Origin of the sequence: Spiroplasma culicicola AES-1 (genome assembly GCF_000565175.1) — a bacterium.
GTDB lineage: Bacteria > Bacillota_I > Bacilli_A > Mycoplasmatales > Mycoplasmataceae > Spiroplasma_A > Spiroplasma_A culicicola.
Genome location: NZ_CP006681.1, coordinates 1,006,346 through 1,022,542 on the forward strand (window position 1 = coordinate 1,006,346; position 16,197 = coordinate 1,022,542).

A 16,197-nucleotide genomic window follows, 5' to 3' on the forward strand; every position below is an offset into this window, starting at 1 on the left:
AACAAAAAAAATTGAATTAAAACTTGAAAGAAAACGCTTAGTTCAAGAAAATAAAGAAAAAGCCAAAAAAGAAAAAGAAGATTTCAAAAAAAATTACTATCTAACATTAAAGAAAATAGAAGACCAAATCAATGAAGGCAAAAAATAAGATATTTGATATATATGTTGTTCCACACACTCATTGAGATAAAGAATGATATTTTACAAAGCAGGATAGTGATATCCTTCTTTTTGATAATATTAATAAATTGTTAGATATGTTAGATAATAATGAAATTGATACATTTACATATGATGGGCAATTTTCAATTATTGATGATTATTTAAGTTACTCACAAAATAATCTTGAAAGAATAAAGTATTTTACACAAAATAAAAAATTAATAGTTGGGCCATGATATACACAACCAGATTTTTTCAATATAACTTCTGAATCTATTGTCAGAAATTTGCTCTATGGAATAAATGGCTGTAAATCTATTGGAGCAAAACATTTAAATATTGCATATGTTCCAGATTCTTTTGGTCATAATAACCAAATGCCCCAAATATATAATCAATTTGGGATAAATAATTTTATATACTGACGTGGAATCTCAAAGGATATGTTAGATAAAAATGGGATAGTTAATAATTGAATAGGTCTAAATAATAATAAAGTTCTTTCATATAATTTACTATTTGGTTATTGACCCTTTGGTGCAAATTATCCCTATCAAACAATAAATAAATCAAATATTTCAATTCAAGCAAAAGAATTTTTAAAAAATACTAGTTCCCTATTAAATGAAATCAAACTAAAATCTAAAGATGCAACAAATAAAATTTTATTACCTCTTGGTGGTGATCAAGCACCAATTATGAAATATTTAAAAGACTTTATTAATGAAATTAATAAAGTCTCTCAAGACAATTGAATATTAAGTGATTATGACACATTTTTTGAAAAACTAAATGAAGATAAAACTGAGTTTCCTATAATTGAAGGCGAATTAAAATTTCCTTTTTTATCTCGTATTCATAAAACTATAGGCTCACAAAGACAAGATATAAAGAATTTAATGAAGCATTTAGAAGTAGAACTCTATAATAATTTAGAACCCTTAATGTCATATTGATTTTTAACTACAAATCAATATGACAAATATTTCATAGATAAAATAATAAAAAATATATTAACTTCACAGGCTCATGATAGTATTGGTGGATGTAATAGTGACAGAACTAATGACGATGTAATGAGCAGAATAACTCAAGCATTAGACATGGTTGAAGCTTTAAAAACAATGATATTAAAAAATATTTCATTAAACCTTTCATTATCAAATGAAGAATTTATAATATATAATTCTGAGTTATTTAATATAAATTTTAATAAAAAAATAAAACTATTTTCTAAATATAAATACATAGATATTTTTGATGAGAATAATAATAAAATTGAGTTTGCCATTTTAGAAAAGAAATTACATAATGAGGGTATGGTAGTAAAACCTTCAATTAATGGTGAAGACGTTTCTCAGGCAACAGGCTTTTATGAATATGATATATTCATAACTAATTTACCATTTAAAGCTATGGAAATAAAAAAACTTAATATTAGAGAAAATTTATCACCAAGCATTGAAAACATTGCAGAAGCAAAAAATAATTTTGAAATTAAATTGGATGGTAAATTTATTTGTATAAATAATCTACACACAAATAAAAAAATAAAATTGTTTTTAGAAGCTCAAGTTGATGCAGGTGATTCTTATGATTATTCACCTACAAATGAAAATAAAATAATAAATGAACTTATATCTTCAGCAATATATTCAAAAAAATATAAACATTTAGAAAAAACCGAAGTTACTTTAGTATATAAGGTTCCTACTAGTGAAAATTCACTTTTAGAAACCAAACAGAAATTTATATTTACCTTTTATAACTATGAAAATTTAAGTCTTGAGCTTAATTTAAAAACAACTAATAAATCATCTGAAATTAGATGACGTCTTATAGATCAAATAGAGGAGAACAAAGATTTTTTAATAAATGACCAATGTTATAGTGTAATTTCAAGAAAACACAATCCATATTTGCCAAAATGAAAAGAGCAATCTTGAAAAGAAGCTCCAGTAAATATAGAATCATTTGAAAGCTTTGTTGGATTTGAAAATAACCATTTTATTTATAATAATGGAATTAATGAATATGAATTAATTGATAATAATAAATTAGCTTTAACTTTATATAGAAGTGTGTCTGTATTAGGAAGAAATAATTTATTATGACGACCTGGAAGAGCAAGTGGAACATCTGAATTCAATATATCCACTAATGGGTCAAAACTTTCATATAAAAAATTAGAATATGATATTAAATTTGATTTTCAAGATAACATTAACTATGCTCGTGAAAGTAAAAAATTTATAACAATGCCATTATATTATCAAAAGCAAAATTTAAATAATTTATATAAGCGTTATGATAGATTTTTATTAAATGAAAAATATACTAAAATAAAACTTGATAATAATATTATTATTAATAGCAATGATTTTGTAGTTAAAACTTTTAAAAAAGCTGAATTTTCGGATGATTTAATAATACGTGGTTATAATCCACTAGACAAAGAAATTTCGCTTTCCATTCTTTATAAAAAGAATTTAATTAAATTTGATCTTGTAAATCTTAAGGAAGAAGTTATAGATTCTAACAAAGATTCAATTAATATTAACAAAAATCAAATAGTTACAATACTAATTAAAAAAGGAGACATCTCATGATAGATAAAAGTATTTTTAATATCAATTCAATTATAATTGATACTGATTTTTCTACACAAGAGCAAGTATTTTCACATTTATCCAAATATTTTGTAAAAAATAGTTATTGCACTAATTATGAAGAAATTAAAGTCGGATTTTTTGAAAGAGAAAAAGAAGGTTCTACTGCTTTTACTGATGGAATAGGAATACCACATTCTAAAGTAAATTCAATTATTCAACCAGGTATTTATGTAATAAAAAATAAAAATGGTATAAATTGGGATTCTTTAGATGGTAAAGAAACAAACTTTTTCATAGCATTAGCTATACCAAATCTTGATTCAAATACTCTTCATTTAAAAATGCTCAGTAGCGTTGCAAGAAAATTAGTTGATAAAGAATTTAAAAAAAATATTCTTAATGCTAAAACTAAGGAAGAGATTTTTGAATTATTGTCACTTATTGAAATAATATAAAATTAAATCAAATTAAAAATACCTTCTTTAAAGAAGGTATTTTTAAGATATAGTTAAAATTTCAGGTCTTTCTAAAATTTCTTTTACTTTTGCTAAAAATCTTCCAGCTTCAGCTGCATCTAATATTCTTTGATCAACTGTTAAACTCATATTCATAATAGCTTTAATTGCTAGTTTTTCATTACTTACAACCACTGGTTTTTTAACAACTTTTCCTACTCCAATTACTGCTGCATTTGGATAAAAAATTGTTGGCGTTGCTTGAATTGCTCCAATGTTTCCATAATTGGCAATTGTAATTGTACTTCCTTCTGTTTCATAGTTATACAATTCTCCAGCTCTTAACCTTTGAGTCATTTCTTTAATATCAATAGCAACTTCCTTTACAGAAAGTTTTTCTACAAATTTTAGTACTGGAATAATCAATCCCTCACTGGTTTCAGTTGCTAACCCAATGTTGTGATAGTTTTTAATAATCACTTCATTACTTTCAGGATCATAACTTGAATTTAGTTTAGGATGTTCTTCTAAACTAATTGAAATTGCTTTTGCAATAAAAGCAATTGTGGGAAACTTAATGTGATTTTGAGTTTGCTTTAAAATATGTTTTAATTTTAAAATTGCAGACATATCAATTTCTGTAGAAATTGTTAATGGAGGAATGTAATTTTGACTTAAAATCATTGATTTAACAGCAGCATTTCTGTTCTTATTAATTTTTTCTCTTACAACATCATGTCCATTTTCATATGATAAATACCCTGTATTTTCATTATTTGCATTTGCTTCAAAATCCACCGTTGTCATTTCATCATATTTCTTGTTTTGTTTTGGATTTGCTTTTTCATTCGAAATATTCATTTCTTCTTTAAAACTTTTTATTTCTTGTTTAATAATATCTTTAATTTCATTTGCAGAAGTTTTATTGTTATTTGAACCCATTGACATATTTTGCATTAAATTTTGCATTAGCATATATTGCATCAATTGTGAAAAAGTATCAGTTCCAAATCCCCCAGCTGGAGCATTAATTTTTTGAGCAGCATTATTTAATTGATTTTGCTCAATTAAAGCAGTCTGTAAATCTGAGATTTGTTTTTTTAGATACTCAAGAGTATCTTCTCCCTCTTCATCTCCAGACATATTTTTAAATTCGCTTCCTTGTTTATTAATTTGTTTTTTCAACTCTTTTTGTAATTTTTTAGGAGTTGTGTCTTCAACTTCATGCTCATGATTTTCTTTATGTAATTGTGCATTTTTAGCAGCATCAGCTTCTGCATCTTGATATGAAGTATATAAATTACTTGCTCTTAATCATGATTCAAATTCCTTTTTACCTCTTGGTGTTTTATTATAAGGAATAAAAGTCATTTCTCCAGTAACATCATCTTGATAAGGTACTTCTTGAGTAAATTGCTGAGGTACTTTTCCTGCTTTAACAGCTTCATTATATTTTGCGTCTTCTTTAATTAGACCATCTTCAACAGCTCTTCTTCTTGCTGTAATTGTATTTCTTTCATCGCGATCTTTCATTAAATTTCATCGTTTATTAACATCATATAAACTTGAGATTTTTGATTCTGCATAACTTCTTGAATCCTTTGAATTAATTTCATTTAAAATTTGATCTGGTTTTTTTTGAGGCATGACAAAACCTCCATAAGGAGATAAATCATTGGCATCAATTAAAGTTGGTTGACCATCATCAACATAAGCACCAAAAGTTACTCCAAATTCTCCATCTTCACTATTTTTTTGACGCATAAAGACTTCATCTTGAGTAACTTCAAGATTTTTTGCCCCTCTTTGAGCTCAACTTTGTTGATTTGAATCTTTTGGCATAACTGGCACCTCCTCTTTTGGTTTATCTTTATCAAGAATTGCATTTGCTTTTGTTGCCACAATATCTTGCTCTAAAACATTTGGATCTCCACCAGATTTATTTAGTTTCTCCATCCTTGCAGCAATAATGTTTCTCATAATTAGAGGACGACCTTTTTCATCAGTTTTTGACATTGCGTCAACTACAGTTTCCTCTTTAATTTCTTTATAATCGTGTTCTTGCAACAATTTTTCTTTTCTTGCTTGGATTAATTGTCTAAATTTAGATGGTCCAACTCCATCTTGCTTGGCAAAAATATTATTTTCTCCACCCTTTAATAAATCTTCATTGTTCATTTTTAACAATTCTTCATGATTTAAATCACCCATCACTTTATTTTGAGGAGCATTTTTAATTGAGTTTTGAATATTTGCACGCATTTGTGCAAATCTATCTTTAATTGGTGCTTCAGCCATAGAGTTATCATTCTCCTCGATTTTTTTATATTTTTCTTCACTATCCATAATGTCATCTTCTCCACGAGAAAATGGTGTTACAGCTTGATTAAATCGATCATATACAACAGCTCCAGAAAAATTATCTGCATCTGTTTCTGCTTCAACAAGTTTGCTATCATCAACTGCACCAGGAATAAAAATATTATTTATTTCATTTGGTATCTCATTTTCCTTTGTAAGATGGCGATTGCGATATTTAGTAATTTCTTTATCTCCAATCGCTAAATTGGCTAAAATACTTCCATTTTTTACAGGGCTATCTAGCTTAATAGTTTTAACAACAACACCATTATAGTTAGATTTGATTGTTACTTTACTTCCATCATCTAATTTAATACGAGCAAAATCATCTCCAAAAGAGATGACATCACCCTCGAAAAGTCATTCAATGACTTTTCCTTTTGATGGTAAATTTCTAGCCCTTAAATGTACCATTATTTTCTCCATTCTTTTACATTATAACATTTTTATAATCTATTTTATGCCACCACTTATTATATAACATATGACTAAAAAAAGCCTCAATTGCTTAACAATTTACTAGGCTTTTTGTTATTTTATATTTCGTTATCTAATTTAATTCCATTATTTTGTAAAGCTTTTTTGAGTTTTTTAATTTCATTTGCTTGCTCTTCAAATTTTTCTTTATAAGTTTTTAACTTTTCAAGTTCTGCATTTTGATTTTTAAATTCCTGCTCCATTTTTTTCATATCTTCATTTTGTTGTAAATAGAGTTTTCGACACTCAAGTGTAAATCGAGGCATAAGATCACCCTTATCTATGGAAACATAATCATTATAAGATTTAATATATTGACAAAGCAATTTATCTTTTCTTGTTTCCATAAGCATTATATCATTTTCACGAGTACTCACTCATTTTCCTTTACTTATACTTTTTGGATCTTCAAACTTAAAATCTACATTAAAATTAATTTTGACAAATTTCAAAAATGTTTGATAATCACAATTGAGATCAAATTTAGTTTCTTTTTGTCATTCAAGCACAAACTGGTCAGGAATACTTTGATGATAAATAATATGTATTAATTGATTGCTACTATTTGATAAAATATTTTTACTGTCATTCATTTTTAATTTCTCCTATTCTTATGACATATCAAGAGTTTTTTCTCTCAATATTGTTATCGTCATAAAATTTGAGAAATTTACATTTTTTCAAGTTTTTTTAAATAAACAACTAATCTTAATTATTACTTTGCCATTGCTTTGAGCTATAATTTAATAGAAAAGGAGTGATTTTATTATGAGCAAAACATTAGCTCAAGATAATTTCTATGATTTTATCAATAAAGAATGAATTGATAATGCAACTCTACCTGCAGGTTATGCTGCATGAGGTAGCTTTGAAATGTTGCGCAAAAAATCAATTGATGATATTAACAATGTTGTTAACCAATTGGTTAATGCAAAAGAATTAACAAGTGACCAACAAAAAATTGTTGATGTTTATAAAAACTATTTAAACTATACAATACGTGATCAACAAGGAATTGAACCAATTCTACCGTTGCTTAATACAATTGATTCACTAAATAGTAAAGAGAATTTTAGTGAATTTTTAATTAAGGTAAATCAAGAATTTAATGTATCATTTTTCCATTCAAAAGGAATTGATGCAGATTTCAAAGATAGTAACTTACGTGCTCTTGCAATTGGTTCAATGGGATTAGGAATGAGTGATCGTGATTTTTACAATAACGATCACCCTCGCCATGAAGAAATTAAATCAGCTTATAAAAATTATATTGAAACCTTGAAAAAAGCAGTTGCAATTAAATTTGAAACAAATAACTTATTTGATTTAATCTACAATTTTGAATATGAAATTAGTCGTGTAATGTTAAAACAAGAAGAATATCGCAATCCAGAAAATATTTACAATCCAATTAACTTAGATGATTTAAATAAATTATGTCCATTTATTAATTGAACAAAATACTTAACTACGCTTGGATATAGTCAAGCAAAACAAATAATTGCTATTGAACCTAAGTTTTTAGAAAAACTAAACGAAATGTTAAATAATATTAGTTTAAATGATCTAAAAGACTTTATGAAATTCAAAGTGATTTCAAGTCACACAAGTATGTTAAGTTTTGAATTACAAAAAATTAGTTTTGACTATGCTTCAGTTTTTAGTGGAGTTAAAGAAATGAAACCATTAAATGAAAGAGCAATTGCTTATACTGATGGTATGGTTGGTGATTTAATTGCCCAAGAATACATTAAAAAACATTTTTCTCAAGAAGCAAAAGATGACGTTTTAAAGATCGTAAATGATTTAATTAAGGTTTATTCAAAGAGAATTCATTCACTTGATTGAATGAGTGAAGTTACAAAGCAAAAGGCAATTGAAAAATTAAATAGTTTCACAGTTAAAATTGGGTATCCTGATAAATTTGATGATTATTCAGCTATTGAAATTAACTCTTATGAAAATGGGGGAAGTTTATATCAAAACTGATTAAACATTAGTAAATATTTTACTCAAAAAGACTTAAATGAAATCTTATTACCAGTTGATAAAACAAAATGATATATGAGTCCTCAAACAGTAAATGCATATTACAATCCTCAATCAAATGAAATTTGTTTCCCTGCAGCAATTTTACAAGAACCATTTTATGATATTAACCAATCAAAAGGAAAGAATCTTGGAGGAATTGGCGCAGTAATTGGCCATGAAGTAAGTCATGGATTTGATGACGAAGGTAGCCAATTTGATAAGGATGGAAATTATGCAAATTGATGAACTCAAGAAGACCACGCAGAATATTCTTTAAGAACAAAAAAACTTGAAGAACAATATAGTGAGTATGAAGTTGATGGTCATAAAGTTAATGGAAAATTAACTTTGGGAGAAAATATTGGAGATTTAGGGGGAGTTTGTGCAGCTCTTGATATTTGTCAAGAACAATGTCCTGAATTAATTCAAGATTTCTTTGAAAATTACGCTTATGTTTGAAGAAGAAAATCAACTCCAGAAATGATGAATACAAGATTAGCAACTGACCCTCATTCACCTGAGGAATTTAGATGTAATGGAGTATTGGTCAATATTGATGCATTCCATGAATTATATCAAACTAAACCTGGAGATAAAATGTACAAACCAAAAGAAGATAGAATTAAAATTTGATAATAAAAACTTCGAAATAATCGAAGTTTTTTATTTATTATTTTGCAAATTTTATAATCACATTTCCATAATATGCATCTAAGTATATTTGTTTTAAATCTTCAATTAATGAATATCTTGGATTTGCTCCTGTACACTGATTATCAAAAACATCTTCTGCTATTTTATCTAAATAAATCCTATTTTCATTTGCTACTAATGCAGATTTATTTCCAGAATAAACTTGTTTTTTTAGTCAAAAAAACAAGTATTTACTAGCTTTTTCTTGCTTGATCTACACCAATCTTAATGATGTCTCGACACTCTTTAACATATATTTTTGTTGGTGGTTCAACATCTTTTAAATAAAACTTCATTTTCAAGTTTTCATACTTTGGAATCATCATATTGTGATATGGTAACATCTCAAAACGTTCCATATTTCTTAGTTTTCCAATGAATTCACCTAATTTTATTAAGTCTTCTTGATCATCAGTTCACCCTGGAACCAAGACATGACGAACTCACATTTTGTTACCATTGTCATCTAAAAATCTAATAGCTTGCAAAATATTTTCATTAGGTCTTGAAGTTAACTTAATATGTTTTTCATTATCAATGTGTTTTAGATCTGCAAGAGTTAAATCAGTATATTTTAATAATTCAACTCATTTTTCTTTAATTTTCTCAACATCTTGATAAGTTCCAAAACATGTATCTAAACACGTATGGATTCCTTTTTCCTTTGCCTTTTTAAACAACTCTGTACAAAATTCAATTTGTGTAGTTGCTTCTCCCCCCGATAAAGTAATTCCACCATTTGCATAGAAATTCTTGTTTTTTTCATACATTGCTAGAACTTCATCAACTGTAATCTCTTTATCCCTTTTAAATTCTAAAGTTTCTGGATTATGACAATATTTACACCTCAATAAACATCCTTGTAAAAATATTACTAATCTTACACCTGGACCATCAACTGCTCCAAATGTTTCAATACTACTATAATATCCAACCATTATTAATATTTCCAAAAAAAGAGAACAATATTGTTCTCTAGATTATTACATACTTGTGTGGAAAGTTCTTGAGATAACTTCATCTTGCTGTGATTTTGTCAATTTAACAAAGTTTACAGCATATCCTGAAACTCTAATTGTTAGTTGAGGGTATTGGTCAGGATTTTTTTGTGCGTCTAATAAAATTTCTCTATCTAACACATTTACATTTAAATGGTGACCTCCATTTTTCATATATCCATCTAACATCGCTTTTAAGTTATCAATTTGTTGTTTTGAAACTGATTTTGCCATTCTTTCATCATCCTTCTATATTTATATTTTACAATATTTTATTTAATTTTTGCATCATCTGGAATATCTCCCGATACTGAGAAATCTCCAGCAATTACTAAATCATCATCTTTTCCTAATGCATTTGGAATAACTGAGAAAGTATTTGAGATACCATCAGCTGCATGCTTGAATGGTATTTTTGAAACTGATGCCAATGAAGCAACAGCTCCTGAACAATCTCTTCCGTGCATTGGGTTTGCTCCAGGAGCAAATGCTTCAGGGAATCTTCTTCCACAAGGAGTATCTCCTGTTGATTTACCATAAACTACATTTGAAGTAATAGTCAACACTGACATTGTTGCTTCTGAATTTCTATATGTATGGTGACTTCTAATTTTATTCATAAATGTTCTTACAGCTTCTTTTGCAAGATCATCCACTCTTGAATCATCATTTCCAAATTTAGGAAAATCTCCTTCAGTTCTATATGAAGTTATAATTCCTCTTTCATCTCGAACTGGGTACACTTTTGCATATTTAATTGCAGAAAGTGAATCAGCAACTACTGATAAACCAGCTATTCCTGTTGCAAAGAAACGATGAACGTTTGTGTCATAGAAACACATCTCTGCACTTTCATAGTAGTATTTATCATGCATATAGTGAATTACATTTAATGTATTGACATATTTATCTGCAACTCAAGTCATCATGTTGTCAAACTTTGCATAAACTTCATCAAAGTTTAAGGGCTCATCATCTTTTGTAGCAATTGGCTCAAATCTTGGTGAAATTTGTTCACCAGAAATTTCATCAATTCCTCCGTTAACTGCATAAAGTAATGTTTTAGCCAAGTTTGTTCTTGCTCCAAAGAATTGCATTTGTTTTCCAACTTTCATTGGTGAAACACAACATGCAATTGCATAATCATCTCCATGAGTTGTTCTCATAATATCATCATTTTCATATTGCATTGAAGAATATAAAATTGAATATTTTGCACAGAACTCTTTGAAATAGTCTGGTAATTGATTTGATCATAGAATTGTTAAGTTTGGTTCAGGGCTTGGGCCCATATTTGCTAGTGTATGGATAAATCTAAAACAATTTTTAGTTACCAAAGTTCTACCATCTAATCCCATTCCTCCAATTGATTCAGTTGCTCAAACTGGATCTCCTGAAAAAATTTCATTGTAAGCAGGAGTTCTTGTAAATTTTACAATTCTTAATTTCATAACCATATGATCAACTAATTCTTGCGCTTGTTCTTCTGTTAAAATACCCACTTTGATATCTCTTTCAATGTAAATATCTAGGAATGTTGCTGTTCTTCCAAATGATTCTGCAGCTCCATTATTTTGTTTAATAGCTGCAAGATAAGCTAAATACGTAAAGTTAAATGCTTCTATTGCATTTGCTGCGGGTTTTGAAACATCAAAACCATAACTTTGTGCCATTTTTTGAATATCTTTTAATGCTCTAATTTGTTCTGTAATTTCTTCTCTTAATCTGATTTTTTCTTCGAACATCTCTCCATCAATTAATAGAGCATCTTTTTGTTTTTCTGCAATTAAAAAATCAGTTCCATATAATGCTAAACGGCGATAGTCACCAATGATTCTTCCTCTACCATAAGTATCTGGTAATCCAGTAACTATATGACTCTTTCTAATTTTTCTCATATCTGGAGTATATGCATCAAATACTCCTTGGTTGTGTGTTTTTCTATAATTTGTAAAAATATCTTTGACACGGTCTGACACTTGAAAACCATAGGATTCATTTGCCTGAATGGCCATATTTATACCTCCCCAAGGCATCAAAGCTCTTTTAAAAGGTTTATCAGTTTGTAAACCAACAACTTTCTCTAAGCTTTTTTCTAAATAACCTGGACCATGAGATGTAACCGTTGAAGGCACATCACTATCAGCATCAAGTACTCCCCCAGCTTCTCTTTCTTTCTTGGTTAGATCCATAACCATGTCTCATAATTTTTTAGTTCCTTCAGTTGGGCCTGCTAAAAAAGAATCATCTCCATCATATGGAGTATAGTTAGCTTGAATAAATCCTCTAACATCAACTTCTTCTGTTCACATTCCATTTTGGAATCCTTCTCATTCTCTAAATTTCATAGAAACCTCCTACCATTATTATCTAATAAAATTAATTTTTTCCAAAAAAAAGACTAAAATTGAAAAAAAATTCCTTTTTAGTCTAACTATTCGAATTTAGTTTTTGAAATTAGTACTCCTTTTTTAACTAATTTTTTATAACGTTCAGCTTCTTTTAAATTTTCTCTTACAATGCCACGTTCAACTGTTTTAATTGATCACAATAACGAGCGAATATCACGTTTCGATTGTTTTTTAACATTGCGCTGATTTAAAATATCTGCTTTTTCAAGTTTATTTTTTAAAGCAATCTGATTTGTTCTTTTCTTTAAAGCTTCATTTTTTTCACTTCGACTTAGAGTTTTTAAAGATTTTTTAAAAGTAAAATATTCAGCTTTTTCATTAACTCGTTTAAGTTTTAAATCATTTTTAGCCTTTGATTTATTCAATTTTCTAACCTTAACACGATAATCATGTTCTTCTTTTGAAATTAATTTTTCATTAATATCATGTCATCTATAGAATTTTGAATTATTTCAATATAAATATAAGAACTGTAATCCAAATACTAGAGAAGTAATTGCAATGAAAGCTAAAATTAGGAAAAATCATAATACTCAAGTTGGAGTGTCTAAATTAGTTGCTCAAACTTGGCCACCATTTCCAATTTTTAATTCATATCGATTAACATTTAAAAATCAATATGGATATCACATTTGTCCAGTATAAGGTGTATTATCAATAATTCCATGACCCAGCTCTGTTCAATTATTAATGATCTGACCATTTTCAAGTGTATACATTCTTGCAAAAAAATCAGGACCATAATCTTTAAAACGCATGTCACCTCTAACCATTGCATAAATAAAATAAAATAATGGGTAGAGCATAATTCCCCACATTCCAAAACGTGTATGATGTCTTGGATTAAAATAAAAATCTCCTGAAGCTACAATGAAGTTCCCAATCATTACAATAGGAATCAATAAATGCAAGACCACTGTTGAAATTCAGTTTGCAGTATTATAAGCTTTCATTTCATCTGGACTTGCAAGTAATCCAAATCAAAAAACTAGCATTGTAATAGTAATATAAACAGTAACTGCTAATTCAATTCCAAAACTTGGTCTTCTATTATAATTTTTTTCTGTAAATAAGGCAAAAAATAAAAATATAACTACAACATAATTTGATTGTGTTGTAAAGAAGGCATAATAAATTTCAATTCTTTGTAAAGTAGGAATTCCTCTAAGATTAGACTTTGGACTATAAATTTGCAACAAAAAATCAAAAATCAAAAATGAAATTAACATAATTAAAACCATCAGCTTAAGTGAAAACTCAAAGCTTTTATTTATTTTCATTTTGCCCAACCCCTATCTTGATATAGTACTATTTTACAAAAATTTAGCAATAATTCATAGAAAAAAACCAAGTTTAGAACAAAACTTGGTTTTTGAATTATAATTTCTTAATTGTTTCGTGACAAATCATTAATTCTTCATCAGTTCTAATTTTATACATTGGATATTGTGAATCTTGTGCCGAAATTAATAAATAATCTTCATAACCAGCTTGATTTGCTTGATCATCAAATTTTAAGTTTAATAATTTAACTTTATTAACAATGTATTCTCTTGCAGTTACTGAGTTTTCTCCAACTCCCGCTGTAAAAACAAGTGCATCAATTTTTCCATCTAAATGGTTTGCAAATTTTAAAATGTATTCTGCAATTCTTTGTCCATATAAGTTTAATGCTAATTGTGCTTGTTTATTTCCATCCCTAATTGCATCTGTAATATCTCTCATATCACTTGAAATTTCACTTAATCCCATAATTCCAGATTCTTTATTTAACATATCTGTAATTTTGCTAGCATCAGTTGATAATTCTTTTGTCATATATTGAATAATTGAAGGATCAATGTCCCCACTTCTAGTTCCCATAATAAGTCCAGCTAATGGAGTTAATCCCATTGTTGTATCATATGATTTTCCATTTTTGACACAACACATACTTGCCCCATTCCCTAAATGGCAAATAATTAAATTAACATCATCAATATTTTTATTTAAAATTTGTGCTGTTTTTTTTGTAATAAATTCATAACTAATTCCATGGAATCCATATTTTCTTACACCATTTTCTTTATATCATTTGTATGGTGTTGAATATAAAAAGTTTTCTTCTGGCATTGTTTGGTGGAATGAAGTATCAAAACATCCTACTAATTTAGCATTAGGAATTCCTTGTTGGAATGCTTCAATTGCTGTTAAAGCCCCTGGATTGTGAAGTGGAGCTAATTTAATAGCCTCTTTAATAATTGCTTTGTTTTCTTCTGTTAATTCTACTGGAGCTACAATTTTTTCACTACCATGAACAATTCTAAAACCAATTCCTTTAATATCTTCTACATTTTCAATTACATTTAATTCTTTAAAACGTTGTAAAATTGAATTTACAGCCATTAAATGATCATCCATTTGATCTTCAAATTCATGTTTACCATTTCCATCTTTGATAGTTAATCTTCCATCAACTGTAATGCGCTCTGCTAAACCCTCCACAAGAGCTTGCGGCCCTGTTGTGTCATTTTTATATAATTTAAATTTAATTGAACTACTTCCTGCGTTTACTACTAATATCATTTATTTCGCCTCGCTTCTTTTAATTGCTTGATAAATTGTTACGATTGATGTTTGATAAATATCTTCTAAACTAGCTCCTCTTGATAAATCATTTACAGGTTTATTTAAACCTAAAATAAATGGTCCAGCTGCTTCAAATCCACCAAGTCTTTGAGCAATTTTATATCCAATATTTGCTGAATTTAATTCAGGAAAAACAAATACATCTGGAGTCTCTTTTTTAAAACTATTATTTGGATATTTTTTATCTCTAACAACTTTTGAAAATGCTGCATCAAATTGAATTTCTCCATCAAAAGTCATTTGCTCATTGTTCAGTGATTTTAATTTTTCAACAGCTGTTGCTACTTTATCAACCATTGGTCCCATTCCTGAACCATTTGTTGAATAACTTAACATTGCCACTTCAACATTTTTTGTATTTAAGTCTTGTGCAAATTTTGCAGCCATATATGCAATATCTTTTAATTGCTCTGGATTAGGATCAACATTTAATGCACAATCTGTGAAAATATAGCGTTCTTCTCCACGTGACATCATAAAGATTGATGAAGCAATTGATGAATCTTTTGAAGTTTTAATAATTTGTAAAGCTGGTCTTAAAGTATCTGCAGTTGTATAATTTAATCCACAAACCATTGCATCAGCTAAGCCCATTTGAATCATCATTACTCCATAGTAATTTCTCTTTTGAGTTAATTCAATTGCTTGGTCTTTTTCAAGTTTTCCTTTTCTAATTTCTAATAATAAATCAACCATTTCTTGATTAATTGATTCTTTAACAACAAGACATTTAATTTCTTGTTCTAAACCTGAAGGAATTTCATCACTTGTATTAAATAATAAAACTGGAACTCCTAATCCTTGTGCTTTAATTCTTTTTGCAACTTCAACAATCTTATCTTCTTTTCCTTCTGGAAAAACAATTGTTTGTTGACTTGAATGCTCTAAAATATAGTCTTTTAATTGATTGATTGAATACATTATTGTTCACCTTTGTACTTTTCTATTTCTTTTAATCTTGATGAAGATATTTCTCTTTTGTGACTATCTGCTATAAATAAAATAGTTTCTAAATCACTGTAAAGTGATTTGTTAGCATCAGATAATTCAATCTCATACTCTAAATCACCACTATTTCTAACTCCTCTAATCAAAAACTTAACTCCCATTTCTTTTGCTAAGTCAGCTGTTAGTTTATCTTCATTAATAAGAATTTCTACTCCTTGAAGATGTTTAATTTTTTGCTTAACTTCAGCAATTCTGTTTAATAAATCTGGATTTTGATCTTTAAAGATATTTTTTGAAATCACTATATATATTTTTTCAAAGATTCTTAATGCTTTTTTTAAAACTTCTTCATGTCCTTCATGAAAAGGATTAAAACTACCTGCATATATAGCTTCCATACTCCACCTTTTTCCTAATACAA

The 16,197-nt window shown here is 27.8% G+C and carries 12 protein-coding genes and 1 pseudogene; 3 read left to right on the forward strand and 10 right to left on the reverse strand.

The window, feature by feature from the left end; genetic code table 4:
• Positions 1–131 precede the first annotated feature (131 nt).
• A complete protein-coding gene (locus tag SCULI_RS04655; protein ID WP_025363474.1) occupies positions 132–2,774 on the forward strand; it encodes a glycoside hydrolase family 38 N-terminal domain-containing protein in 2,643 nt (880 codons plus the stop codon).
• The gene (locus tag SCULI_RS04660) at positions 2,768–3,229 is read left to right on the forward strand and encodes a PTS sugar transporter subunit IIA (protein WP_025363475.1); all 462 of its coding nucleotides are present in this window, start codon (positions 2,768–2,770) and stop codon (positions 3,227–3,229) included. The genes SCULI_RS04655 and SCULI_RS04660 overlap by 7 nt, the downstream gene beginning before the upstream one ends.
• 42 nt (positions 3,230–3,271) lie before the next feature.
• Here the strand turns inward: SCULI_RS04660 and SCULI_RS04665 are convergent, their stop codons facing one another.
• Together SCULI_RS04665 and SCULI_RS04670 are read right to left on the reverse strand one after the other, a co-directional pair.
• Positions 3,272–6,004: a 2-oxo acid dehydrogenase subunit E2 gene (locus tag SCULI_RS04665; protein ID WP_025363476.1), complete on the reverse strand. Its 2,733-nt coding sequence runs from the start codon at positions 6,002–6,004 to the stop codon at positions 3,272–3,274.
• A 122-nt stretch (positions 6,005–6,126) separates the two neighbouring features.
• On the reverse strand, positions 6,127–6,660 hold the full coding sequence (locus SCULI_RS04670; protein WP_025363477.1) for a hypothetical protein: 534 nt from the start codon (positions 6,658–6,660) through the stop codon (positions 6,127–6,129).
• Positions 6,661–6,835: 175 nt separating this feature from the next.
• Between SCULI_RS04670 and SCULI_RS04675 the strand changes: the two genes are divergently transcribed.
• Complete coding sequence (locus SCULI_RS04675) at positions 6,836–8,734, forward strand: M13 family metallopeptidase (protein ID WP_025363478.1); 1,899 nt, start codon at positions 6,836–6,838, stop codon at positions 8,732–8,734.
• A gap of 34 nt (positions 8,735–8,768) precedes the next feature.
• Here SCULI_RS04675 and SCULI_RS05830 read toward each other — a convergent pair.
• From SCULI_RS05830 to coaD, 8 genes and pseudogenes are all read right to left on the reverse strand, one after another.
• Positions 8,769–8,903 (reverse strand): annotated as a pseudogene (locus SCULI_RS05830) (hypothetical protein); the annotation flags it as partial.
• A gap of 82 nt (positions 8,904–8,985) precedes the next feature.
• On the reverse strand, positions 8,986–9,729 hold the full coding sequence (gene pflA, locus SCULI_RS04685) for a pyruvate formate-lyase-activating protein (RefSeq protein WP_148294473.1): 744 nt from the start codon (positions 9,727–9,729) through the stop codon (positions 8,986–8,988).
• A 45-nt stretch (positions 9,730–9,774) separates the two neighbouring features.
• A complete protein-coding gene (locus SCULI_RS04690) occupies positions 9,775–10,023 on the reverse strand; it encodes a glycine radical domain-containing protein (RefSeq protein ID WP_025363481.1) in 249 nt (82 codons plus the stop codon).
• A 38-nt stretch (positions 10,024–10,061) separates the two neighbouring features.
• Positions 10,062–12,137, reverse strand: coding sequence for a formate C-acetyltransferase (pflB, locus tag SCULI_RS04695; protein WP_025363482.1), 2,076 nt, complete (start codon positions 12,135–12,137; stop codon positions 10,062–10,064).
• Positions 12,138–12,223: 86 nt separating this feature from the next.
• Positions 12,224–13,480, reverse strand: coding sequence for a Pr6Pr family membrane protein (locus SCULI_RS05555; protein WP_025363483.1), 1,257 nt, complete (start codon positions 13,478–13,480; stop codon positions 12,224–12,226).
• A 97-nt stretch (positions 13,481–13,577) separates the two neighbouring features.
• On the reverse strand, positions 13,578–14,765 hold the full coding sequence (locus SCULI_RS04705) for an acetate kinase (RefSeq protein WP_025363484.1): 1,188 nt from the start codon (positions 14,763–14,765) through the stop codon (positions 13,578–13,580).
• Positions 14,766–15,749, reverse strand: a complete 984-nt coding sequence (gene pta / locus SCULI_RS04710) for a phosphate acetyltransferase (RefSeq protein WP_025363485.1) — start codon at positions 15,747–15,749, stop codon at positions 14,766–14,768.
• Positions 15,749–16,174: a pantetheine-phosphate adenylyltransferase gene (coaD, locus tag SCULI_RS04715; RefSeq protein WP_025363486.1), complete on the reverse strand. Its 426-nt coding sequence runs from the start codon at positions 16,172–16,174 to the stop codon at positions 15,749–15,751. Before coaD ends, pta begins: the two co-directional genes overlap by 1 nt.
• Between the last annotated feature and the right edge of the window lie 23 nt (positions 16,175–16,197).